Source organism: Thioalkalivibrio nitratireducens DSM 14787 (assembly GCF_000321415.2).
GTDB lineage: Bacteria > Pseudomonadota > Gammaproteobacteria > Ectothiorhodospirales > Ectothiorhodospiraceae > Thioalkalivibrio > Thioalkalivibrio nitratireducens.
In genome coordinates, this window is the sequence record NC_019902.2 from 803,729 (window position 1) to 827,650 (window position 23,922).

The 23,922-nt window shown below is 65.8% G+C and carries 21 protein-coding genes and 3 pseudogenes; 21 read left to right on the forward strand and 3 right to left on the reverse strand.

What is annotated here, in order from left to right:
- Positions 1–47: 47 nt before the first annotated feature.
- Both TVNIR_RS04140 and TVNIR_RS04145 read left to right on the forward strand, forming a co-directional pair.
- A pseudogene (locus TVNIR_RS04140) lies at positions 48–464 on the forward strand (TSUP family transporter); the annotation flags it as partial.
- Positions 465–742: 278 nt separating this feature from the next.
- Positions 743–2,005 carry a diguanylate cyclase gene (locus TVNIR_RS04145; protein WP_157092183.1) on the forward strand — a complete coding sequence of 421 codons (1,263 nt, stop codon included), beginning with the start codon at positions 743–745 and terminating at the stop codon, positions 2,003–2,005.
- Between the two features lie 15 nt (positions 2,006–2,020).
- Here the strand turns inward: TVNIR_RS04145 and TVNIR_RS04150 are convergent, their stop codons facing one another.
- Positions 2,021–2,773, reverse strand: a complete 753-nt coding sequence (locus TVNIR_RS04150; RefSeq protein WP_043739274.1) for a ferredoxin--NADP reductase — start codon at positions 2,771–2,773, stop codon at positions 2,021–2,023.
- Between the two features lie 359 nt (positions 2,774–3,132).
- Here TVNIR_RS04150 and phoB point away from each other — a divergent pair, with 359 nt between their 5' ends.
- From phoB to pstB, 9 genes are all read left to right on the forward strand, one after another.
- Positions 3,133–3,822 carry a phosphate regulon transcriptional regulator PhoB gene (phoB, locus tag TVNIR_RS04155; protein ID WP_015257724.1) on the forward strand — a complete coding sequence of 230 codons (690 nt, stop codon included), beginning with the start codon at positions 3,133–3,135 and terminating at the stop codon, positions 3,820–3,822.
- Between the two features lie 79 nt (positions 3,823–3,901).
- The gene (gene phoR, locus TVNIR_RS04160; protein ID WP_015257725.1) at positions 3,902–5,236 is read left to right on the forward strand and encodes a phosphate regulon sensor histidine kinase PhoR; all 1,335 of its coding nucleotides are present in this window, start codon (positions 3,902–3,904) and stop codon (positions 5,234–5,236) included.
- Positions 5,237–5,393: 157 nt separating this feature from the next.
- Positions 5,394–6,266 (forward strand): tetratricopeptide repeat protein, encoded by an 873-nt coding sequence (locus TVNIR_RS04165; protein ID WP_015257726.1) that lies wholly within the window; start codon positions 5,394–5,396, stop codon positions 6,264–6,266.
- Between the two features lie 4 nt (positions 6,267–6,270).
- Positions 6,271–6,822, forward strand: coding sequence for an FKBP-type peptidyl-prolyl cis-trans isomerase (locus TVNIR_RS04170; protein WP_015257727.1), 552 nt, complete (start codon positions 6,271–6,273; stop codon positions 6,820–6,822).
- A 49-nt stretch (positions 6,823–6,871) separates the two neighbouring features.
- The gene (locus tag TVNIR_RS04175) at positions 6,872–7,711 is read left to right on the forward strand and encodes a hypothetical protein (protein WP_083499518.1); all 840 of its coding nucleotides are present in this window, start codon (positions 6,872–6,874) and stop codon (positions 7,709–7,711) included.
- A 152-nt stretch (positions 7,712–7,863) separates the two neighbouring features.
- The gene (locus tag TVNIR_RS04180; RefSeq protein ID WP_015257729.1) at positions 7,864–8,820 is read left to right on the forward strand and encodes a PstS family phosphate ABC transporter substrate-binding protein; all 957 of its coding nucleotides are present in this window, start codon (positions 7,864–7,866) and stop codon (positions 8,818–8,820) included.
- Positions 8,821–8,912: 92 nt separating this feature from the next.
- Positions 8,913–11,210, forward strand: a complete 2,298-nt coding sequence (locus TVNIR_RS04185; protein WP_043739276.1) for an ABC transporter permease subunit — start codon at positions 8,913–8,915, stop codon at positions 11,208–11,210.
- A 27-nt stretch (positions 11,211–11,237) separates the two neighbouring features.
- On the forward strand, positions 11,238–12,890 hold the full coding sequence (pstA, locus tag TVNIR_RS04190) for a phosphate ABC transporter permease PstA (RefSeq protein ID WP_015257731.1): 1,653 nt from the start codon (positions 11,238–11,240) through the stop codon (positions 12,888–12,890).
- Positions 12,891–12,943: 53 nt separating this feature from the next.
- Positions 12,944–13,783 (forward strand): phosphate ABC transporter ATP-binding protein PstB, encoded by an 840-nt coding sequence (gene pstB, locus TVNIR_RS04195; protein ID WP_248843766.1) that lies wholly within the window; start codon positions 12,944–12,946, stop codon positions 13,781–13,783.
- On the opposite strand, the pseudogene TVNIR_RS21115 reads toward pstB, so the two are convergent.
- A pseudogene (locus tag TVNIR_RS21115) lies at positions 13,764–13,918 on the reverse strand (DNA helicase UvrD); the annotation flags it as partial. The gene pstB and the pseudogene TVNIR_RS21115 overlap by 20 nt on opposite strands.
- A 66-nt stretch (positions 13,919–13,984) precedes the next feature.
- Between TVNIR_RS21115 and phoU the strand changes: the two are divergent.
- The 4 genes from phoU (at position 13,985) to TVNIR_RS04215 (ending at position 16,464) form a co-directional block, all read left to right on the forward strand.
- Positions 13,985–14,713, forward strand: a complete 729-nt coding sequence (phoU, locus tag TVNIR_RS04200; protein WP_015257733.1) for a phosphate signaling complex protein PhoU — start codon at positions 13,985–13,987, stop codon at positions 14,711–14,713.
- Between the two features lie 108 nt (positions 14,714–14,821).
- On the forward strand, positions 14,822–15,154 hold the full coding sequence (locus tag TVNIR_RS04205; protein ID WP_015257734.1) for an extracellular glutamate-binding receptor: 333 nt from the start codon (positions 14,822–14,824) through the stop codon (positions 15,152–15,154).
- A gap of 107 nt (positions 15,155–15,261) precedes the next feature.
- A complete protein-coding gene (locus TVNIR_RS04210) occupies positions 15,262–15,939 on the forward strand; it encodes a class I SAM-dependent methyltransferase (RefSeq protein WP_043739279.1) in 678 nt (225 codons plus the stop codon).
- A 231-nt stretch (positions 15,940–16,170) separates the two neighbouring features.
- Positions 16,171–16,464: a hypothetical protein gene (locus TVNIR_RS04215; RefSeq protein WP_015257736.1), complete on the forward strand. Its 294-nt coding sequence runs from the start codon at positions 16,171–16,173 to the stop codon at positions 16,462–16,464.
- A 574-nt stretch (positions 16,465–17,038) separates the two neighbouring features.
- Here TVNIR_RS04215 and TVNIR_RS04220 read toward each other — a convergent pair.
- Positions 17,039–17,590: a hypothetical protein gene (locus tag TVNIR_RS04220; protein ID WP_015257738.1), complete on the reverse strand. Its 552-nt coding sequence runs from the start codon at positions 17,588–17,590 to the stop codon at positions 17,039–17,041.
- A 206-nt stretch (positions 17,591–17,796) separates the two neighbouring features.
- On the opposite strand from TVNIR_RS04220, the gene TVNIR_RS04225 reads away from it, so the two are divergent.
- The 6 genes and pseudogenes from TVNIR_RS04225 (at position 17,797) to istA (ending at position 23,914) form a co-directional block, all read left to right on the forward strand.
- A complete protein-coding gene (locus TVNIR_RS04225) occupies positions 17,797–19,296 on the forward strand; it encodes a hypothetical protein (protein ID WP_157092184.1) in 1,500 nt (499 codons plus the stop codon).
- A 295-nt stretch (positions 19,297–19,591) separates the two neighbouring features.
- Positions 19,592–20,506: a pirin family protein gene (locus tag TVNIR_RS04230; RefSeq protein ID WP_043740166.1), complete on the forward strand. Its 915-nt coding sequence runs from the start codon at positions 19,592–19,594 to the stop codon at positions 20,504–20,506.
- Between the two features lie 251 nt (positions 20,507–20,757).
- On the forward strand, positions 20,758–21,036 hold the full coding sequence (locus tag TVNIR_RS04235; RefSeq protein ID WP_015257741.1) for a type II toxin-antitoxin system RelE/ParE family toxin: 279 nt from the start codon (positions 20,758–20,760) through the stop codon (positions 21,034–21,036).
- A gap of 11 nt (positions 21,037–21,047) precedes the next feature.
- A complete protein-coding gene (locus tag TVNIR_RS04240) occupies positions 21,048–21,320 on the forward strand; it encodes a HigA family addiction module antitoxin (RefSeq protein ID WP_015257742.1) in 273 nt (90 codons plus the stop codon).
- Positions 21,321–21,696: 376 nt separating this feature from the next.
- Positions 21,697–22,142: pseudogene (locus tag TVNIR_RS20435) on the forward strand (IS91 family transposase); the annotation flags it as partial.
- 254 nt (positions 22,143–22,396) lie between these two features.
- Positions 22,397–23,914, forward strand: a complete 1,518-nt coding sequence (gene istA / locus TVNIR_RS04250; RefSeq protein WP_015257744.1) for an IS21 family transposase — start codon at positions 22,397–22,399, stop codon at positions 23,912–23,914.
- Positions 23,915–23,922 lie beyond the last annotated feature (8 nt).

A 23,922-nucleotide genomic window follows, 5' to 3' on the forward strand; every position in this document is an offset into this window, starting at 1 on the left:
TTGCTGCCAGCGGGTGGTGCCGGGCCCGAATCCGGGCAGGTGAGGACATGGCGCTGGAGTGGGGCCCGCTGCTGCTGGTCACGGTGGCCGCGTTCTTTGCGGGAAGCATCAATGCCCTCGCGGGAGGCGGGAGCTTTATCACGTTGTCGGCGCTGGTGTTCGTCGGCGTGCCGCCGGTGCCCGCGAATGCCACCGGAACCGCCGCGCTGCTTCCGGGGTACATCGCCAGTGCCTGGAGCGACCGCAACCTGATCCGCGCGCCGGCGGGCCTGTCGCTGCGCGCGGTGTTACTGCTCGCAACCGGGGGCGGGGCCGCGGGGGCCGTTCTGCTGCTGGCCACGACCGACGCGGCGTTCCGGGGGATCGTGCCCTGGCTGCTGCTGTTCGCGACGCTGCTGTTTGCGTTCGGGCCGGCGCTGCAGCGCCGGCTGCCGCGTGGCGAGGGTGCTGGCGGCGTGGGTTGTTGTGCCTCCTGAGTCGGCACAACCTGCGGCAATTCTGTCATGGTGCCCCGCGCATCATTGTCGGGTGGCGCGAACGGCTCCGCTCGCCAGAGACTTTCGCGAGAACGGGCCGCGCCGTGTACCCCCGAGCAGTGCGGGCCTTCTTGCGTTAAGGTGTAGCCTGTGCCCAAGGTGCGGATCACGTGCGCAGGGTCGTTATGCTGTCCCTCGAACGGCGCTGAAATGGAGAATGGAGGATGGGCCGTCGCCTTGGATCCACCGATCGGAGGATGTTCGCGATGTCCGTCAGCACTTGGCTGGAGGATCACAGCACCATCGATACCCTGATGGACCTGCCGTTGGCCGTGGCCGTGGTACATCGTGCCGGTTCGGTGGATCTGGTCAACCGGCGGTTCTCGGCCGAGATGGATACCGAGGCGCTGACCCCGGAGGTGATCGCGGGGCTGGCCGCGCGCGACGCGCCGTCCAACGTGACCTTGCCAAACACGAATGGCGACGGCGAAAGGGTCGGTGCGTTCGTGCTGCCGCTGGGCGATCGCCTGATGCTGATCCTCGAGAACGGGGATCGGGCCGTCGAGATCCTGCAGGAACGGCTGCGGGAGCTGGAACGCCTGAGCACGAAAGATCGTCTGACCGGCGCCTGGAACCGGATGCACCTCGAACGAACGGTCGAATCCGAGACGGCGCGTGCTGCGCGGTATCGTCAGCCCCTCTCCCAGATCCTGCTCGATGTGGATCATTTCAAGCGGATCAACGACGGATTCGGCCACTCGGTGGGCGACGAGGTGCTGAAGAAACTGGTCGGCCGGGTGCAGAACGTGCTTCGGCTCACGGATGGGCTCTATCGCTGGGGCGGCGAGGAGTTCGTGGTGCTGGCGCCCGAAACCGACGCTGTTGGCGCCGCGGTCCTGGCCGAGCGCCTGCGCCAGGTCGTTGCTGCTCAACCCTTTCCGGTGGTGGGTGCGGTCACGGTCAGCCTCGGCGTTGCCGAGTATCTGCCCGAGGGCTCGAGCGATGAATGGTTTGACCGCTGCGACCGGGCGATGTACCGCGCGAAAGCCGAGGGACGCGACCGGGTGGTCGTCGACCCGCTGCGTCCGGCAGCGGATCCAGCTGCTGGATCCGCCCGAACCCGATCGCTCGTGGAACTGGTCTGGGAGAGCGACTACGCCTCGGGCCATCCGGTGATCGATGCGGAACATCGCCGGCTGTTCGAACTGGCGAACCGGGTACTGGCAGAGGCGCTGTCGTCCCGCTCCGAGCCGGATCGGCTGGCCGACGCCGTGTCAACCCTGGTCCGCGAGGTCGAGCGGCATTTCGGGCACGAGGAGCGGATTCTGGAGGACTGCGGGTTCCCGGGCCTGCAAGGGCACAGCAAGGCGCATCAGGCACTGCTGCGCCGGGCGCGCGAGGTCGAGGCGGCGGTTCGGAACGGCCCGGTTTCGGTGGCGACGCTGGTCGAATTCCTGGCACAGGATCTGGTATTGCGGCACATCCTCACCGCGGACCGGCAGTTCTTCGGCCTGGTCCGGGCCTGCTGAGACGCGCGCCTGCCCTCAGTCGCCGGCCCGGGTTCCGACGAAGGCCTGTTCCACGGTGAAGTTGCCGACGCCCTTGTAGTTGGTCATCGTCCAGCCTGCCGCCTTCAGGAAATCGGTCATCTCGCGGTTCATGTCCGGGTTGCCGCAGAGCATCACCCGGTCCTGGTCCGGGTCTGCGGGCGGCAGATCCAGCATCCGGAACAATTCGCCGTTGCGAAAGAGTTCGGCACCGCGCCGGTTGTTCGCGTGCGCCTCTCGGGTCACTGTGGGCACATAGCGCAGCCGGTCGCCGGCCCGGTGTTCGATCTCCTGTCGGTAACTGAGCTCCGGCGCGGTACGCACGCTATGCACCAGAATCACCCGTTCGAAATGCTCGAAGACCTGATCGCCCCGTATCAGGGAAATGAACGGTGCGATTCCAGTCCCGGTGGCCAGCAGGTAGAGGTTGCGGCCGGGCAGCACGTGATCGAGCGTCAGCGAGCCGGTGACCTTGCTGTTGATCCAGACACTGTCTCCGACCTCCAGCTCGGCGAGCTGGCTGGTCAGTTGGCCGTCCGGCACGTGGATGCTCAGGAACTCGAGGTCCGGCTCGCGCGGATCGGACACGATCGAGTAGGCACGCGGGATCAGCCTGCCTTCGCGCCGCAGGCCCAGCGTCACGAACTGGCCGTTCTCGAAATGGAATCCCTCGGGGCGCGTGGTGGTGAAGCTGAAGGTCTTGGGCGACCAGCGCCGGACCGAGGTAATGCTCTGTTCGTTGTACGGCAATGCGATGCCTCCGGTTGCACACCCGGTCACGCTAGCAGCTTTGGTGCCACGACTGCATGAACGGCCGGCTGCGATACGGAATTGCCCAGCCGCGGCCCACATCGCTATTGGTGACCACGGGGCCGCGGCTGCCCGAGCGGCTTGCGTTCGCGCCTGTACTGGCTACCAGCCGATTGCGTCGGGAAGCCGCGGCGCGATCCCCGGGAACACGATCAGCAGGCCCAGCGTGTCCGACGCGCAGATCGTGTCGCAGGCGATGGTGCGGCGATAGCCGCGCGCAGTCGGTCGGGTGCTCGTTGTAAAATTTGTGTAACGTACCTGTTATCTAATGCCGGTACGTTACAGACCGGAAGACGATCATGGCACTCGACATCCTCCTGGTGGAGGACGACGCGGCGGTCAGGGAGGTACTCGCCGTCCCGCTGCAGAAGGCAGGATTCAACGTGATCGAGGCGGCCGACGTGCGCGAGGCGCGCGCGGCACTGCTGCAGCAGTTGCCGGATCTGATCCTGCTCGACTGGATGCTGCCCGATGTCAGCGGGGTCGAGTGGGCAAGGTCGCTCAAGAGTGCTCCGCACACCCGGAACATCCCGATCATCATGCTCACCGCGCGCGGAGAGGAAGAGGATCGTGTCAAGGGTCTCGAAGTCGGTGCCGACGATTACGTGACCAAGCCGTTCTCCCCGCGGGAGCTGATCGCGCGCATACGGGCGGTACTCCGCCGAACCACCCCGACCAGCAGCGACGAGCCGGTGGAGGTCGACGGGCTGCGACTGGATCCCGTGAGCCACCGCGTGACCGCCCATGGCGCGAACGTGGAAGTCGGCCCGACCGAGTACCGCCTGCTGCATTTTTTCATGACGCACCAGGATCGAGTGTTCACGCGCGGGCAATTGCTCGATAACGTATGGGGTACCAACGTCTACGTCGAGGAGCGCACGGTCGATGTACATATCCGTCGCCTGCGGATTGCATTGTCGGGTTCCGGTCATGATGCCCTGGTACAAACGATCCGCGGTGCCGGATATCGCTTTTCCAGGCAGCCCTGAACCGCGTCCCGGCGCATTGCGCGGGCGTCGTTCCTGTGTGCTCGGGTAATCGCCCGGTGCAACCGGCATTCGGCCAGCGATGATCCCCCGAAATCCGTGGCCCCTGTGGCTGGCCCGCTCGGCGCTGGCACTGCTGGGTCTGCTTCTGATCGGATGGTGGACCGCGCAATGGCTGCTGGTGTTTCTGCTCGGTGCGCTTGCGGCACTGGCCTGGAACTTCCATAACCTGCGGCGCCTGGAGCGCTGGCTGCGCCTGACCCGGAAGCTGGATCCGCCCCGGTCGCTGGGGCTGTGGGGGGAAATCTTCGACGGACTGTACCGAATGCGCCGCCGCAGCCGGGAGCGGGACAAGCGCCGGCGCAATCTGGTCCGCAACTATCGCGACTCGATCAGGGCGATGCCGGACGCGACCGTGGTGCTGCGAGGCGATTATGCCATCGAGTGGTGCAACCAGGCCGCACTGGACCTGCTGGGGTTGCAATGGCCGCGCGACGAGGGGCGGCGGATCACCAACATCGTGCGCCACCCGGAGTTCGTGTCGTTTCTGGCGCAGCACGTGCACGAAGCGCACAGCCTCTCGCTGCCATCGCCAGCCGATGCACGGATCTGGCTGGAAATCCGGCTGATCCCCTACGCAAGGAAGCGCTATCTGCTGCTGGCGCGGGACACCACGGCGATGAAGAGGCTCGAAACCATGCGCAGCGACTTCGTCGCCAATGTTTCACATGAGCTGCGCACGCCGTTGTCGGTAGTCTACGGGGTGGCTGAGACGCTCGACGAGGAGGTCGGTGGCAACCCGGAGCTTGGCCGGTCGGTGCGCCTGTTGCAGGAGCAGGCCGAACGGATGAAGCACCTGGTCGACGATCTGCTCTTGCTGGCTCGGCTCGAAACCGGAGGCGCACCCCGCAACGGACGCTGGGTGGATGTTCCGGCGCTGTTGCCGGGCCTGATCGACGAGGCGCGTGTACTCTCGGGCGCGCGCCAGCACCAGCTGGAACTGGAGGCCACGCCCGGGCTGCTGTTGTTGGGCAACGAAAAGGAACTCCGGAGCGCCTTCGCAAACCTGCTGTTCAACGCCGTCCATTACACGCCGGAGGGCGGTCGGATCTCGCTGCGCTGGTCATCCGATAATCAGGCCGGATACCTCGAGGTCGAGGACACCGGGATCGGCATCGAGCTGCGGCACATCGATCGTCTGACCGAGCGTTTCTATCGCGTCGACAACGGTCGCTCGAAAAGTCGCGGCGGCACCGGTCTCGGACTCGCGATCGTGAAGCACGTATTGATGCGGCACGAGGCCCAGTTGCGCATCCGCAGCACGCCGGGCCAGGGCAGCCGGTTCACCTGCGTGTTCCCGGCGAAGTTGCTGCGCCAGTCCCTTGCCGAGCGTGAGCATGCCGGCGCCGGACCATGACCGGATGCCCATTGCACTCGCGCCCCGGGGTAGGGTGGAAGAGGCCGAAGGCCGTGATCCACCATCGGCAATACCGGGGCGGTGCCGACGCTGCGTGGTGGATGCCGCTGCGTTTTCGTGCCCTGCAGGTTCGTTTTCTTGAATGGAAGAATGATCGATGTGCCGTAACTTGATCGACTGGACCCGCCGGAGTATTCGGCGGCTTTTCTTGCCGGGGCTGATCGCCGCTCTCGGCGTTGGGGCGCTGCATTCTGCGGCATCGGCTGCCGAACCGGACGCTGCCGAGACGCGGGCCCATGCCTACCTTGCGCTCGATCCGCCGGACTGGGATGCGGCGCGCGAGGCTTTAACCGAAGCGGCCGAGGCCGGTTCTCCCACCGCGATGAGCACCCTCGGCTGGATGCACGAGGAGGGCAAGGGGGTGCCGCAGGACGGCGAACGCGCCGCGGAATGGTACGCTCGCGCCGCAAAGGCCGGGGCGCTGGAGTTCGCGGTGAAGCTCGGCTGGATGTACCTCGGCGGCCAGGGTGTGGACCGCGACCGCGTCCAGGCCGAGAGGTGGTTTCGGAGCGCGATCGACGCCGGCTACGCCCCGGCACAGATTGCCTGGGCCTCGGTGCTGATCGCCGATGCGCAGGGTGGTCGCGCACCCGAGCGGGTGTTCGAGGCACGGGAACTGCTCGAAGATGCGCTGCGGCAGGGTCAGGTGCTCGCCGCGTATTTTCTGGCCCGGCTTTATATCGAGGGAATCGGCGACCACCCGGTCGAGGATGAAGCGGCGGCTCGATACACCCGGATTGGCGCCGAGCAGGGGCACCCCAGGATGCAGGCCTGGCTCGCGCTGATGTACACCGAGGGGCGGGGCGTCGAGGCCGACCCCGTCAGCGCAACCAAGTGGGCCAGTCTGTCCGCGGCGGACGGCGACGACCTCGGCAACCGGATCCGTCTCGTGCTCGAGGAACAGCTCACCCCTGAAGCGCTGCGCGAGGCGCGGCAGCGCGCAGTCGACTGGGCGGTCGCAAGGCGGTGATCCGATGCTCAAGGTCATCCTGATCAGCCTGCTGGCACTGGTGTTCGTGTTTCTGGGTGCCCGCTCCTGCGGGCTGACCCCGGAACAGATCGAAGAGCGCATCCTGCTTGCGGAAATGAACGCCGAGGAGGGATTGGCCTACCGCTCCGAGAACGTGCGGCGGCCTGGAGTGGTCGTCTGGGACAACGGGCTTCAGGTCGAGGTACTGCGGGAAGGGCAGGGTGCGGTGCCGGACGAGGACGACTGGGTGCGGGTGCATTACCGTGGCTGGCACCTGGATGGCCGCGAGTTCGAGAACTCGTGGCGCCGCAACGAGCCGGCCACTGTGCCGATCGAGCGCACCATTGCCGGTTGGCGCGAAGCGCTGGTGTCGATCCCGGTGGGGACACGGCTGCGGCTGGTGGTGCCGCCGGAACTCGCCTACGGGCGCGCCGGGGGTGGCCGGATCGGCCCGGAGGAAACGCTGGTCTTCGAGCTGGAGCTGCTCGCCATCGTGATGCCCGATCCACCGCGTGAGCTCGAGGAATGGGAACGCCCGGTTCCCGGCCTGCGCTGACGCGGAACCAGTCGGCGGGCTCGTGACCGGTTTCGCAAGCGCTCTGTGGATGGTTGTGCCGTGGCTGCTTGGGTTGGCCGTCGGCGTCGTGTTGGCGTTGACGCTGCTCTGGTTGCGCGCACGGCGAATTCGCTTGCAGGTCGAGGCGGACTATCTGTCGGCGGTGGCGGACTTCGCGCAGGAACAGGTGCGCCACGGCATGCAGGCCCGGTTCGGAGATGTTCGTGGAGAACTGCCCCGCCGGTTGGTCACCGCGCTGGTGGGTCGGGGTGTTGGGCTCGGCCCCTTGGTGATACATGCGTCCGGGCGCCTGCGCTACGACAGCGACGATCGCGACCGGCCGGTGTCGGCCGAGAGCTTCCTTCTTCCCTGCGGCGGCTGGGCGCAGATCCGGCGGGTCGGCCTGCGACGGTTCGGCTGGATCGTCGAGATCCATCGGGTCGACGGTAGAGGAATCTCCAGCAGCTACTGGTGGCTGGGGCTGTTCCGGATCGAGTGCCCCGGGTGCGGTCCGTCCCCGCTTGCGCTTCGGGCACAGGCGCTTGGCGAACGTGCGCTTGCGCCCTGGTGCTGGTTCGTCGACCGCGGCGTGCAGTGGCAGGTCATCGAGGAGGGCTCGGCATGGGAGGGGGTGTTGCCCGAAACGGGAAGCCGCGTGACGCTGGACTTCGACTCGATGCAACGCCCGCGGGCCATCGGACTCCACGATCCGGAAACGGGTGCAACCGTGTGTGTCGAGCTCGGCGATTGGCGCTGGATCGAAAGAGCGCTGACCCCGGCCCGTATCAGCGTCATCGAGGGTGCCGGAAGCGCGAACGAATTCCGGCGCCTGGATCTGCAGATCCATGATGTGCAGCGTGCGCCCGAATTCCCCCTGGCCGCCCGATAGCAGCGTCACCGGTCCGGCGTCGTCACAAAGTTGTCATCTCGCATTCATATAGTTGTGACCGAGCGCTTTCATACTGCCGGCCGCGAATGGAAGGCACCGGCCTCTCAGCCAGCCCAGTTCGTGACGACCATTCCAACTGAGGAATCCTGATCATGACGATGAAGAAATCCCTGGTCCTGGGCGTTGTCGCTGCCCTGGGCGTTTCCGTTTCCGTGGCGACCGCCGACGTCGACGAGAACCTGCCGAGCTACGAGCGCGTGTCCGGCATTTCCGGAAACCTGAGCTCGGTCGGTTCCGATACGCTGAACAACCTGATGACCCTGTGGGCCGAAGAATTCGCGAACCATTACCCGAACGTGAACATTCAGATCCAGGGTGCCGGTACCTCGACCGCCCCGCCGGCGCTGACCGAGGGGACCTCGAACTTCGGTCCGATGAGCCGCCCGATGCGGGATTCCGAAATGCGTGCGTTCGAAGACCGCCACGGCTACCCGCCGACGCTGGTTCCGGTCGCGGTGGACATGATTGCGGTGTACGTGAACAAGGACAACCCGGTCGAGAACCTTTCGGTCGAACAGGTCGACGCGATCTTCTCGGCGACCCGTGCCTGTGGTCACGACAGTGACATCAGCACCTGGGGCGACGTCGGTCTGACCGGTGGCTGGACCAACCGCGACATCACCATCTTCGGCCGTAACGCGGTCTCCGGCACCTACGGCTTCTTCCGCGAGAACGCGCTGTGCGGTGGCGACTTCAAGGCAACCGTGAACGAGCAGCCGGGTTCCTCCGCGGTGGTGCGCGGCGTCGAGCAGACGCTGGGTGGCATCGGCTATTCCGGTATCGGCTACCGTACCGCCGGCGTGCGCGTGGTGCCGCTGAACGGCTTCGAGGCCAGCGGCGACAATGCCGCCAGCGGCGACTACCCGCTGGCGAGGTTCCTGTACATCGCGGCCAACCAGAACCCGGAGAGCGGCTGGAATCCGCTCGAGCGCGAGTTCTTCCGCCTCGTGCTGTCGAAGGAAGGCCAGGGCGTCGTGCACCGTGACGGCTACGTGACGCTGTCGGCCAATGCCGCGGAACGGTTCCGGACGGAATTCAACCTCGATTGAGGACAGTCCGGTAACCCGCAATGGGCCTTGGTACCCCTGGTGCCAGGGCCCATTGCTATCTCCGAGTATCAGTAAATCACCAGAGGTTGATCATGTCTGCTGTGACCAACGACTCCGCTCTTCCGGAAGGTTCTCTGCTTCCGGATGCGGAACGCCGACAGAAGCTGCGCAAGATTCGGGCGTTTCGGGATGGATTCTCGCGCTACGGAGTCGGCGCCGGCGGACTCGGCGTCATCTTCGCGCTGGCACTGATCTTCATCTATCTGTTCTACGAGACGTTCCCATTGCTCAAGCCCGTGAGCGTGGGAGTCGAAACCGAATACACGGTGCCGGGCGACGAGGTCCCAGCACCCACATTGCACCTGACGCTCGACCGCTACGAGCAGATCGGTGCGCGCTTTTCGAAGTCGGGGACGATTACCTTCTTCGACGCCAATACCGGCGGAGTGCTCGAGCGCCTCGAAGTGCCCACCCCCGAGGGCGAACGGATCACCGCGTTCGATCGCGCCGAAAGCCGCCGCAGCCTGTTCGTGTTCGGTTATTCGGACGGCGGCGTTCTGCCGGTGAAGGTCGACTATCCACAGACCTTCGTGGGCGGCGTTCGGCATATCCATCCGGAGCTGTCGTATCCACTCGGTGACGAACCGATCCGCATCGGTGCGGGCCTGGTCGAGGACTACTCGGCGCTCGCTGTGGTCGAAGGACGCGGCGGCTACATCGTCGCCGGCGGCACCGAGGAAGGCGAGATCGCGATGGCGCTGTTTTCGACGCGCCGCAACATGATGACCGGCGAGGTCGAGATCCGCCGATCGGACTACGACCTCCCTTCGCTCGGCCGCCCGGTCCGGCAGATCCTGCTGCCGGAAACGTTGCGCAACGTGTTCGTGATCGACGATCGGGGACACCTGTTCAATTTCAATATCGTCGATCGGAACAATCCGGTCCTGATCGAGGAAATCGAACTGGTAGGCGACGGCGCCCGGGTCACCGCTTCCGAGTTTCTGGTCGGCTCGCGGTCGCTGATCGTTGGCGGCTCGGACGGCAGCGTGCGCCAGTGGTTCCTGGTCCGGGACGAAGAGTCCGGCCAGTCGCACATGACGTTCATCCGCAGCTTCCGGGGTCACGATGCCCCAGTCACCTTCATCGAGCCCGAGTCCATCCGCAAGGGATTCCTGACCGGGGCCGAGGATGGCAGCGTTGGCCTGCATTTCGCCACCTCCAGCGTCACGCTGGCGATGAAGTCGGTGTCGGATGTTCCGGTCGCGCGTCTCGCGATGGGGCCCAACAACCGGCGGGCATTGGTGAAAACCGAAGACTCCGACGTGCTGCGGGTGCTGGCGATCGACAATCCGCATCCGCAGACGACGCTGAGCGCGCTCTGGGGCCGGGTCTGGTACGAGGGCCGTGGCGAGCCCGAGTTCATCTGGCAGTCGTCGTCGGCCGACGACGCGTTTGAACCCAAGCTGAGCATCGTGCCGTTGTCCGTCGGCACGCTGAAGGCGGCGCTGTTCGCGATGCTGCTGGCGACGCCGCTCGCGATCATGGGCGCGATCTACACTGCCTACTTCATGGCCCCGGCGATCCGGCGTGTGGTGAAACCGTCGATCGAACTGATGGAGGCATTGCCGACGGTCATCCTCGGCTTCCTGGCCGGAATCTGGCTCGCTCCCTATATCGAAAACAATCTGCCGATCCTGATCACGGGAGTGATCCTGTTCCCTCTGGCCGTTCTGATCGCCGGATTCGTGTGGTCGCGGTTGCCCCAGGGGGTCAAGAGTCTGGTTCCGTCGGGCTGGGAGGCGGCGCTGCTGGTGCCCGTGGTGATCCTGACCGGCTGGATCGTGGTCACCAGCAGCCCCTGGATCGAGGTCGCGTTTTTCGACGGCTCGATGCGCCAGTGGTTCACCGACGTGGGGATCCCGTACGACCAGCGCAACGCGTTGATCGTCGGCATGGCGATGGGCTTCGCGGTGATCCCGACGATCTTCTCGATCGCCGAGGACGCGGTCTTCAACGTGCCCAGGCACCTGACCAACGGCTCTCTGGCGCTGGGTGCGACCCCGTGGCAGACGGTCACCGGCGTGGTACTGCTGACCGCGAGCCCGGGGATCTTCTCCGCGGTGATGATCGGGTTCGGCCGCGCGGTCGGCGAGACGATGATCGTGTTGATGGCCTCGGGCAACAGCCCGGTGGTCAACTTCAACCTGTTCGAAGGCATGCGGACACTCGCGGCCAACATCGCGGTCGAGTTGCCCGAGACCGCGGTGGGCAGCACGCATTTCCGGGTGCTGTTCCTGTCCGCGCTGGTGCTGCTGGTCTTCACCTTCCTGCTGAACACCGCGGCCGAAATCGTTCGCCAGCGGCTGCGCAAGCGCTATGCGTCGCTCTAAAGCCAGATCCGGATCGAGGATGACGAAATGAGACAGTGGTGGAAAAGCGGCTCCCCTTGGATCTGGCTGAACGGTGGCGCGGTCACGATCAGCATGGTGATGGTGTTCGGGCTGATCGCGCTGATCCTGGTGCGTGGCTTCGGCGCGTTCTGGCCGCATCCGGTCGTCGAGACCACCTATGAGCTGCCGGGGACCGATCCGGTCGTGGTGGTCGGCGAGCTGCGCCGTTCCGAGACGCTGACCGGTGCGGCGATGCGCGATGCTGGCGTGCCGATCCCCGAGGACCAGCTGGTTGTCACCCGGCATTTGCTGAAGCTGGGCAATCGCGACGTGACCGGCCGCGACTTCGCCTATTTCGTCGACGACTTCATGGGCGAATGGCGCTACCCGAAGAACATGGCGGTTCTGGAACGGCGCGAATGGGGTGACTTCTACGGCGTGCCCCTGCGCCTGCTCGAGCGCGGCAGCACCGTCGCGGTCGGCGACGCACTCTGGGACGAATTCCAGGAGCGGGTCGGCCGGGTCAGCGACCTCTGGGGCGAGATTCGAAGCATCGAGCGCGGCGCGATCGGCCGCATCAACTTCCAGATCGAGCGGGTGCGACTCGACCAGCGGCGCGCGGAACTTCGCGGCACGCTGACCGACGAATACCAGGCCGAACTCGATCTGCGCCGGCAGGATTTGCAGGTGCAGTATGCGGAACTCGAAAAACGGTTGAACCAGCTCTACGACGAAGCCGCGCGAGACAGCATCGTGATGCGGGCGGCGGACGGTAGCGAAGTCACCCTCCGCGTCGCCGACGTCGTCAAGGCCTGGCAGCCGAACAACATGTCGGTCCCGGCGAAGGTCTGGTTCTACGTCCAGGACTTCTTCGACTTCATCTTTGGCTATCCGCGCGAGGCGAACACCGAAGGCGGCATCTTCCCGGCGATTTTCGGCACCGTGGTGATGGTGCTGGTGATGTCGATCATCGTGACGCCGTTCGGAATTCTCGCCGCGATCTACCTGCGCGAGTACGCGAAGCAGGGTCCGCTGCTGAAGACCGTGCGCATATCGGTGTACAACCTGGCCGGTGTGCCGTCGATCGTGTTCGGGGTGTTCGGCCTCGGCTTCTTCGTGTATTTCATGGGCGGGGCGATCGACCGAACGTTCTATCCGGAGGCGTTGCCGTCGCCGACCTTCGGCACGCCAGGCCTGTTCTGGGCGTCGCTGACGCTTGCGCTGCTGACCTTGCCCGTGGTGATCGTGTCGACCGAGGAAGGGCTTGCGCGCATCCCGTCGACGATCCGCGAAGGCTCGCTGGCGCTGGGCGCGACCAAGGGTGAAACGCTTTGGAAAGTCGTGGTACCGCTCGCGACTCCGGCGATGATGACCGGGCTGATCCTGGCCATTGCGCGAGCCGCAGGCGAGGTCGCGCCGCTGATGCTGGTCGGCGTGGTGAAACTCGCGCCGACGCTGCCGATCGACGGGAACTTCCCGTTCATCCACCTGGAGCGCAAGATCATGCACCTCGGCTTCCACATCTACGATGTCGGCTTCCAGAGCCCGCACGCCGAAGCCGCCGAGCAGCTTGTGTATGCGACCGCGCTGATCCTGGTACTGCTGATCCTGGTTCTGAACCTGACGGCGATCACGATTCGAAACCACCTGCGCGAGAAATACCGCGCGGAAAGCGACTGAAGGTCGGGTTTTCCGCTCCCGCAAGAGATATCGTTATGTTGATGGAGAATCAAATGAGCCAGAGAAGCCCCGCCGCGACCAGCATGGCCTCCGGCCTGTTCGAAGGTACGACCCGCAAGGTTCGTTCGCTGGCCGACGAGGAAATCGCGGTCACGGTTGAAAACCTGGACCTGTATTACGGCGACAGCCAGGCGCTGAAACAGATCACGATGCAGATCCCGGCGAAACGGGTCACCGCGTTCATCGGACCCTCGGGTTGCGGCAAGTCGACCTTGCTGCGCTGTTTCAATCGCATGAACGATCTGGTCGATAGCTGCCGAATCGAGGGCGCAATCAACCTGCACGGCGAGAACATCTACCGCCGGGGCGCGGACGTCGCGGAGCTGCGCCGACGCGTCGGCATGGTGTTCCAGAAGCCAAACCCGTTCCCGAAAACGATCTACGAAAACGTCGCCTACGGTCTGCGTCTGCAGGGTGTGAAGAACAAGCGGGTGCTGGACGAAGTCGTCGAGCGCTCGATCAAGGCCGTGGGCCTTTGGGACGAGGTGAAGGACCGGCTGCAGGGCAACGCGTTCGGCCTGTCCGGTGGCCAGCAGCAGCGACTGGTGATTGCGCGGGCGATCGCGATCGAGCCCGAGGTGATCCTGCTCGACGAGCCGACCTCGGCGTTGGACCCGATCTCGACCGCCAAGATCGAGGAACTGGTCGAGGAACTGAAGCAGCAGTACACGATCATGATCGTGACCCACAACATGCAGCAGGCGGCGCGCGTCTCCGACTACACCGCCTACATGTACCTGGGCGAACTGATCGAGTACGCGGACACCATGCATCTGTTCACGAACCCGAGCCAGAAGGCGACCGAGGACTACATCACCGGTCGCTACGGCTGACCGGCGACCGGGGGCGCTGCGCAGGGGCGTAGGGTGGAAGAGGCCGAAGGCCGTCATCCGCATCCGGCGCCGCTGGCGCCTGGGCACTGCGAACGCCGTGTGGCGGATGACGCTGCGTGCTTCCGCCCTACGGGTCTACCGGTCGCTCGGGCCGCGGGCGTACGTTTTTGGCGTTTATACTGACGACAACGGGAGGTGGGGATGGACAACAAGCGCATCGGCGGTCATTACTCGCATCGGTACGACGCCGAACTCGAGGAGGTCGTGAACCGCGTGCTCGCGATGGGCGGACTGGTCGAAACCCAGCTCGGCAACGCGCTGCAAGCCTTCATCGATGGCGACACCCAGGTCGCGCAGGAGGTTGCCGAGAACGACTCGCGGGTCAACAGCTTCGAAGTCAGCATCGACGAGCGCTGCGTCGAAATCCTCGCCCGGCGCCAGCCGGCGGCAATGGATCTTCGGCTGGTGGTCGCGGTGATCAAGACCATCACCGACCTCGAGCGCATCGGCGATCTGGCCGAGGCGATCGCGCGTATGGCGATCCGGCAGGCCGACAGCGACCGGCCGCGCAAGCAGCTTTTCCGGGATATCGACACGATGGGGAAGCGCGTGGTGACGATGCTGCACGACGCGCTCGATGCCTTCGCGCGGATGGATGCGAGCGCGGCGCTGGAAGTGGTGCGCCAGGACTTCGCGATCGATCATGACCACGAGGCGATTTTGCGCCAGAACGCGACCTACATGATGGAAGATCCGCGCAACATCACGCGGATCCTGGATCTGACCTACGCGTCGCGTGCGCTCGAGCGTGCCGGCGACCATGCCCGGAATATGTGCGAATACACGATCTACTTCGTGAAAGGCCGCGACGTGCGCCACATCGAGCTGAGCGAGATGGAGGCGGTCGTCAAGGGCGCAGAGAAGGCGTAGCGGATCGGCCGCGTCGCGCGAAGGGCCCGGGGCAGCGGGCTCACCTGGGCCTGCGACCCAGACGAGAACCCAATCCGTTCGACGGGCGCCTGGCCCCAGGTTGCCGGAATGACCGTTCGTTACTGCAATGCGAGCGTCGCGGACATCCAGCCCGACCCGCCGGTCCTGCCGCCTGCGCCCTGCCCCGATGCGCTTCGTACGGGTGGGGTGGTCACGTCCGTCGATGTGGCCGGTACTCTGCTGTCGCTCGGCGAAACGTACCGGATCGTGACCAACGACCTCCTGGCCCGCGGCGGTGATTTCTACGAGTCCTTTGCCGAAGCCTGCGCGCGGGCCGGCAACTTCTGCGAGGACACCCTGATGCTCGACGCCCCGATGGACGAGTTCGAGAATGCGTCCCCGGTGACCCGGTCTGTCGAAGGCCGCTTGGTAGCGCAATAGCAGGCGTGCGCGGAACGATGTACGCGGTGCCGGGCGGAGCCCAGGCGCGCAGCCCGGCCACCGCGAGCTCATCAGCAGCCCGGCCAACCGTACACAGAGGAGCGCCGATGCAATCCAGCGACCAGGTGAGCCGAGCCTACCGGGCATTCGCGCCCCTCTATGATGCGTTCTACGGAAAGGTCCTGGAGCCGGGGCGACGAGCGGCGATCCGGGGCATGGGCCTGAATCCGGGCCACCGGGTGCTGGAAGTCGGCATTGGTACGGGCCTGTCACTCTCCGCGTATCCACGGGGGGTGGAGGTGGTCGGGATCGACATCGCACCCCAAATGCTCGACAAGGCGCGGCGTCGGGCGGCTCGGAGCCTTCTCGAGCCCCGACCGGAACTGCGCGTGATGGACGCGCGGAAGCTGGAACTTGCGGATGCCAGCTTCGATTCGGTTGTCGCGATGTACGTTGTGTCGGTGACGCCGGAACCGGAACGGGTCGTCGCGGAGATGGTCAGGGTCTGCCGTCCGGGCGGAGCTGTCGTGATTGTGAATCACTTCCGAACGGAATCGAGGTTGATCCGCTGGGCCGAGGTGGCGCTGCGGCCGCTGCACCGGCTGGTGAATTACAGCGCCGAACTGGACCGGGAAGACTTTCTGCGCCGGACCGGCCTGCAGGTCGTCTGGTCCGCGCGCGCCAATGTTCTGGGGTACTCCACCGTTCTGTACTGTCGCCGGGAGCCGGTCTCGGAGCCCGCGTCTGAAGTCGATCCGACCCGCGTGACCGCAGCCACGGATTAGCCGAACGGCGGCCGCGAGCCCCATGGCCGCCAAGGCGCACCGCCCGGATACCGCGGCAGAGCCCTTATCCCGAGGACCGCATGATGAACGCCACGCAGTTCCCGGCGATCCGCAAGGTGTTCCTGCCGAACCACGACATGCGCCTCGGGCACCCCTGACCTCGTGAATCGATGTCTCGCTGCCCCCCCCCCCCCCCCGCCTCGCCTGCTGGAGGCATCGGGTACCAGCGGCATGAAGGCGGCCCTGAACGGTGTGCCGAATCTCAGCGTGCTCGACGGCTGGTGGACGGAGGGTTGTATCGAGGGCGTGACCGGCTGGGCAGTGAGTTCGCGGACCTCTGTAGAGGCGAACCACGACGACGGACAGACCCTGTACGACGCATTGCGCGATGACGTGCTGCCGCAGTTCCATGGCGACAGGCAGGGATGGATTCGCGTGATGCAGGGGGCCATCGCGAAGAATGCCTATGACTTCAACAGTCACCGGATGATGCGCCGTTACGCGACCGCAGCCTACATCCGCTGATGCCGCTGTTACGGCGTTGCATCACCCCTCGGCCAACGCATACCCGCGCAGCCACGGATCGAGATGGGCGACGTCGAACGTTCCGGACTGGAGCATCGGCATCATCTCCGCGTAGATCTGCATGGGCGGTGAAAGTCGCGCCCATGCCCGCGCCCCCTGTGGGAGCGTGCCTTGCACGCGAACGCGCCGCAGGCGCGCCGTGCGCTGGCGACCCACCCAACGCCATTTCGCGAGCGAGGCTCGCTCCCACGCGGTCGATTCCAGCGTGGCGGCTTACCCAAACGCCGATGCGCCCCGGAGACCAAGCCTCGGGTCGATGGCCTTTCATGGTCAGGGGTGGCCCGAGGCCATGAGCGTTAACATGACGCGGGATTGGCCGCTCACAGGGTCACCACCTGGAACCCGACACCCTCGGCGGAACGGCACTGTTGCGCATTCCGGCGAAGGTGACCGCCGATTCCGTTGATCCTGACCGGCGTGCACATCGGTAACCCGCTGGAGCGGGTTTTTTGCTTGGAGCGGTCGCGGTCCGTCAACGGGGCCGAGCGTGCGGCCGTGATGGGGTTCCAGCCGGTTACAGGCCGGGATTTCCGTCGGCCAGCGTGAAGCTTTCCAGTACGGCCTCGACCTGGGGCAGGATCTCGGCGGCCGCCGCTTGCGGAATGCTGTAGTCGGCGGCGACGAGGTGCGTCCCGGTGGTGGTGAGGTACAGCGCGCCCTCCCGCGCGACTGTGATCGGCCGGGTGGACATACCCTGGAACTGAATCAGCGTCATCGTCTGCCCCGCGAGGGTGGCCGTCTTGGGGCCGGTGCGTTCCACATCGCGATACGTCGTCAACATGCCTTCCAGCATCAGTTCGATCAGTGTGTCGGGATCGTGCGTTGGCAAGCCCTCAAGCGGGTGGACAATGAATCGCATGGAGGAGGCGATCCGGTCTCCGTAAAGCTCCACCTCTCCCGGGCTGCCGGCGACCTTCCAATCGTCGGGATGGGCAAGGGTGAAGTGCCCGGCCGGATCGGCGTAGGTGGCCTCGCCGCCTTGCGCGGTGGTGCCAGCGAACAGAAGCACCACAGCAGCGAGGATGTTCAGGACGCGGGAAGTGCTCGGGAGCAGGGGAATGGCCATCATGACTCCTTCGGAAACCGCGGGATCCGCGACCAAGCGTGTGGTACCGGAGGCCGCCTGGGCACGAAATTGACCGTGACTGTAGCGGGAGCCGAGCGAGCTGTCACGGTGGTCCGGCCCGTTCGGTCGTTCACCGCCTTCCCGTGGCTCGTCGACCGGGCTATGGTCTCGCTGCGTGCGCGAACGGGATGGGCAGCGTGAAGGCGATGAATCCAGATTCTGCCAGGCTCCGGGGCAGCCACGGTTCGACCTGGCTCTATCCGATTGTTCTCATCCTCGTGTTTGCGACGCTTGCGGCCCTGGTGCCATCAGCCATCCTGCGCGAGGGTCTGCTGGCGGTGTTTCTGGGTGTGATCGGTCTTGCCGCGGCCACCAACCTCGTTTTCGCCCGAGTGCCGCTCGCCACCTTGGATCGATCCTTCGGCGATCTCGTGGCAGTTGCGCTGGTAGCGGTGTTCCTGAGCGTCGTGTACTGGTTCCGCGCCGCGATTGGTGTCTCCGGTTGGGACAGTATCGGCTTTGGGATCATCATCAGTCTGGGATGGTGGCTGCCGGCTGTGGCCTTTGCCGTGCTCTACCGGCACCCGGGTGAACACTGGCTGGCACAGGGGCGCGGACGCTTCCTTGCTCGAGTTGCGGTGGCGGCCCTCGCCAGCCTTGCCGGTCTGCCCATCCAGGGCGTATTGCAGGAACAACGCGCGTTGCAGGCCGAGCGCGCCGGACTTCCCCAAGCGGTCGAGGAACTCGCGAGCCGCACGCTGCCCGATGGCGCGAGCATGCATTTCGAGCACGACGGCAGCGTGCTCTCCCTGTTCGTTGCCTGGCCCGAGCACGGGTCGGGTGGCAACCACCGCGAGCTCGCGCCGCTTCGCGCTCTGGCCGGGGACGCTGGGCGTATGCAGCCGGGAGGTGCCGATCGCCTGGTCGAGCGCGTCAACGTCGACCGCGTATACCTGGAGGTCCATCGGGATGACCAGATCCTGGCATCCATGGACTGGCCGCAGGCCGGTGCGGAACGTGGCGCGCAGGCACTGAAGATCGACTACGATGCCGCCGGGCTGAGCCCGCTTCCCGACCAGATGGACCTGGACGGCCTCCTGCACAGTCTGCCGCCGCACATCCGAACCGGGGAGCTGTGCGGCCGGACGCTGGGCGATCGGATCTGGATCGGGCGCTGTGTCGAGAGTCCGAGCCCGGTCACCGCCGCGGAGGTTCGTTCCACGGAACGTGACTGGAACGGGGCCAACATCCTGATACGGGAACTCGGCCGGGTCTTCCCGGCGATCAGTGAGTTTCGGCTGGAGCTGGCGGGTCACGAGCTGGACGTGCCGCAGGCTGCCGTGACCGCGTGGTTCGACGCGCGTGAACGGCTCCCTGTGCCCGATGGAACGGTGCGCCTGTGGGTTTCGGACGACCTGGACCGGCACCCGCCGGAACCGGAGCCGGTGGCGGCGCCCGTGGAGATTCTCTGGCGGGACGGGCAGTGGGGGCCCCGACGTAACCGCGTCGCACTGTGGCCTTGGCAGGTCGGGGAGTTGTCGGCGGCCGGGCTGAGGATCTACCTGCTTGAACTCTCGCCGGAAGGCAGCGTGCGCCTGTTCCTCGAGCCTGTCGACGCCGGGTCTGTCGCCCTTGCGCCGGTCACGTTGATGCCGGGTGACGCGATCGACTGGGAAGGCATCCACCTGCGCCATCTCGGGTGGTGAACCGACCCGGAGTTCTCGGCAGGGGGCGGCCCACCGGGCAAGGTGCCGGGCCGACTACGGATGGCAACTCGGTCACCGTGAACGACCCGGACGGGCGGCTTCCCCGCGACCCGTCCAGTTGGGCGCACTGATGACCTTCCAGGTTGACGGTTCCAACCCGCAATGAACCACAGAGAGTTGCAGGAGGCTGCGGAGGGATTCACTCCAGGTGGCTCGGCTATGATCACAGGGCAGGCAGGAGTGCCAACACGCAGGGGCAGCAAGCCCCTCCACCACCATGGAGGCCGACATGACGATGCGCGACACGGATCGGCAGGGCGAGCACGGCCGCGAATCGGCACGTGGCGAAGAGGCAGTGGAGATGCTGCTGCAAGCACGTGAAAAGGATCTGGGCGGATTCTCGGTGCGCAGGCTGCTGCCTACCGCGAAACGCACGATGGTCGGCCCCTGGATCTTTTTCGATCACATGGGGCCGGCCGACTTCCCGCCAGGACAGGGCATCACGGTACGCCCTCACCCGCACATCAACCTCGCCACGGTGACCTACCTGTTCGAAGGCGAGATTCTGCACCGCGATTCGCTCGGCAGCGTGCAGCCGATCGTACCTGGCGACATCAACCTCATGGTCGCCGGGCGCGGTATCGTGCATTCCGAGCGCGAACGGCCGGAGGTCACCGGCACCGCGCACCGGCTGCACGGCCTGCAGCTGTGGCTCGCGTTGCCCGAGGCAGACGAGGAGATCGAGCCAGCCTTCCACCACTACCCGAGTTCCGACATTCCCATGTGCACGGTTGATGGCGTGCCGCTCCGCGTGATGATGGGCTCCGCCTACGGCGTGATCTCGCCGGTAAGAACCTTTGCCGACACCCTCTACGTGGAAGCACGCCTGAAGGCGGGCCAGTGCCTGACCCTGCCCAAGACCTCCGAGCGCGCGCTGTATGTGGTCAGCGGTGCACTGCGCCTCGGTCGCAGGATCCTTCCCGAGCACTCGATGGCGGTCCTGTACCCAGCCTGGAGCGTTGTCGTCGAAGCCGATACCGACGCGCGCATTGCCCTGATCGGCGGCGAATCAGTGGGAGAACGGTTCATCGACTGGAACTTCGTCTCGAGCCGGAAGGAACGCATCGAGCAGGCGAGAGCCGATTGGCGCGCAGGACGCTATCCCTTGGTGCCGGGTGACGAGGAGGAATTCATTCCGCTACCAGACTGACTGGAGTCGACCCGGAGCAGTCTCACAGGCGCCCGTCGTGAGCGGCTGGAGTGGCCACGCGAGCGGCCGCTCCAGCACGGCCTGGTTCACGATGGCTTGCCTCCGGAAAACGCTAGATGGTTGCCTGATTGATTCCCGCGTTCGTTCGTGGCGCTTCACATGCATCGGCAGCAGTGAGGCCGCGCTCAGGAACCAGGGTAGGAGCGGGCGGCCCCTTGCACGATGTATAGCATTGCTATACGATCATCGGGGTGATCAAGAGCTTTCGGCACAAGGGTCTTCAGCGATTCTTCGAGACCGGCTCCAAGGCCGGCATCCAGAATGGGCATGCTGCAAAGCTGTCGCGCCAACTAGCTGTCCTGAACCGGGCCAGCGGCCCGCCGGACATGAATCTGCCAGGCTGGTCTTTGCACCCGCTGAAGGGCAGCTTGTCGCAGCATTGGTCCGTTTCGGTCAGCGGTAACTGGCGGCTGACCTTCAAGTTCGAAAACGGTGATGCGATCCTGGTCGATTATCAGGATTATCACTGAGGAGAGTCACGATGACGATGCACAATCCGCCGCATCCCGGAGAGATCCTGCGCGATGACGTATTGCCGACGCTGAACCTGTCGGTGACGGCTGCGGCCCGGGAATTGGGTGTCACGCGGGCGGCGCTGTCCCGTGTGCTGCACGGTCACGCGGGCATTTCGCCCGAGATGGCCTTGCGCATCGAACGCTGGCTGGGTGTGGAACGTGGCGGACGCGCCGAAGTCTGGGCGGGAATGCAGCTCGACTACGATCTCTGGCGTGCGCGCCACGGCAAGGCCGCCTAGCGGCAAACGGGTGCAGGGGCGTCGCCCTGCATCAGTCAGCTGATCTCACCCGACGACATCCGCGCGAACGAGGCCGGGATCCTCGACTGGATCAGGCAGGTGGTTGCCCAAGCACGGGCGGCACCCTTTCTTGGGCCGGCAAATTCGATCAGTCACACCGCCTTCAGCCCTGAGCCGCAGCCACGAGGTGCCCGTCAGGTAACGAAACAGCATCGTGTTGCCGCCGACGGGTTGTCTCATCCCGACCCTTTCCAGACAGTCGCCGGCAACAGATCAGTACCCCCTTTGGAGTGTGAAGCCGACGCTGCCCATCCGTCGTCGTGGTCGACAGTGCCCCGCGCATTTTTCTGAATGCGATCGAGTACCACACGGCGGCGGGTTCTCGCTGGACGCGAGCGTGTGCATCGAGGCTGACGATCGACACGGCTTGGAACGTCTGCCGCGCTACTGCTCCCGTCCTCCTCTCGCCGCTGGAAATGATCAGTCGGGGTTCCACCGCCCCGGCAGCATCGCCATCGGTACTACGGCGTACTCGCCCCAAACTCACCGCTTCGCCCCGCCGTCACCTCTTTCGCGCCCGCGGCCATGGCGCCCGTGCTGGCACCCCACCGGGCGGTGAAAACCGCAGCGAAGGATCCGCCCGAGACGATCCGGCGGTCTCCCGCCCGCTACCTTTGGGCGATGCTGCTGGCGCGCATCTACGAGGCGTTCCCGCTGACCTGCCCGCGGTGCGGGGCCGAGATCCGGATTATCGGCTTCGTCACCGAGGCGGTGGACGTTCGGGCCATCCTGGAGCACATCGGCGAACCCGCCACCCCGCCCCTGCGTATTCCGGACCAACGTGACCGCTCATTCCGCCGGAACGTGACCGGCCATTCCGGGGCAACGTGACCAGTGATTCCGTTGGAACGTGACCGATTCCGGGCTTTTGCCCGGAATTCGCGGTCACGTTCCCGGAACGGCGGTCACGTTCCCCCGGAATCTCATTCAACTCGCTGGAATTCTTTCACTTTTCCCGGCATAACCGCGTCCTTTTCTGAACCAGGGGGTGAGCGGTGCCGGCAGCGAGGATTCCAATGAAGAAAATCACCGAGGTATTGCGTCTGAAACACGCCGGCGGGCTCAGCCACGCCCAGATCGGCCAGGCCTGCGGGATCTCCAAGGGTGCGGTCAGCAAGTACGTGAGTTTGGCCGCCGCCCACGGGCTGACCTGGCCCCTGCCCGCCGACCTGGACGAGGCCCGGCTGGAGGGGCTGCTGTTCCCGCCCGTGGCCAAGCCCGCGGCCTTCGCCGAGCCCGACCACTTCGGCCTCCATCAGGCGCTCAAGCGCAAGGGCGTCACCTTGCAGTTGCTGTGGAGCGAGTATGCCGCCGTGCACGGCGAGCGGGCCTACCGCTACAGCCAGTTCTGCCATCGTTACCACCAGTGGCGAGCGGCGCAGAAGCGCAGCATGCGCCAGCATCACCGGGCGGGCGAGAAGCTGTTCATCGATTACGCCGGGCCCACGGTCGAGGTGATCGACCGCGCCACCGGCGAGATACGCCAGGCACAGGTCTTCGTCGCAGTGCTCGGGGCTTCGAGCTACACCTACGCCGAGGCCACCTGGAGCCAGTCGCTGCCGGACTGGATCGCCGCACACCAGCGCGCGCTGCGCTTCTTCGGCGGGGTGCCGCAACTGCTCGTCCCGGATAACCTGCGTGCCGCGGTCACCCAGGCCTGCCGCTACGAGCCCGGGATCAACGCCACCTACGCGGAGATGGCCGCGCACTACGGCACCGCGGTGCTGTCGGCACGGCCGTACAAGCCCAAGGACAAGGCGAAGGCCGAGGTCGGCGTGCAGGTGGTCGAGCGCTGGATCCTGGCGCGTCTGCGCCATCACACCTTCTTCGCGCTGGCCGAGGTGAACCGTGCGATCGCCGCGTTGCTGCCGGCACTCAACGAGCGTCCCTTCCAGCGGCGCAGCGAGAGCCGCAAGGACCTGTTCGAGCAGCTCGATCGTCCCGCCCTCAAGCCCTTGCCGACCACCGAGTACGTGTACGCCGAGTGGCGCAAGGCCAAGCCCGGGATCGACTACCATGTCGAGGTCGATCGGCGCTTCTACAGCGTGCCCCACGCCCTGGTGGGTCAGGTGCTGGAGCTGCGCCTGACCGCCACCACGGTCGAGGTCCTGCACAAGGGCCAGCGGGTCGCCACGCACCCCCGTACCGGCCAGGGCCGCTTCTCCACCTGCCTCGAGCACATGCCCAAGTCGCACCAGGCGCACCGCGACTGGTCACCCGGCCGGTTCCTGCGCTGGGCCCAGGACATCGGCCCGTGCACGGCCGAGGTCATCACCCGCCAGCTGGAAGGCCGGCCGCATCCCGAACACGGCTACCGCGCCTGCCTGGGGTTGCTGAACCTCGGTCGCCGGTACAGCCGTCAGCGCCTCGAGAAGGCCTGCCAGCGGGCGCTCGCGGTGCGCACCGTGAGCTACCAGAGCATCGCCTCGATCCTCAAGAACGGTCTCGACCAGCAGCCGCTCGACACGGACCGCGATGGGCAACGTGAACTGCCGTTGCACGCCAACGTCCGCGGCGCCGGTTACTACCACTGAGGAGACTC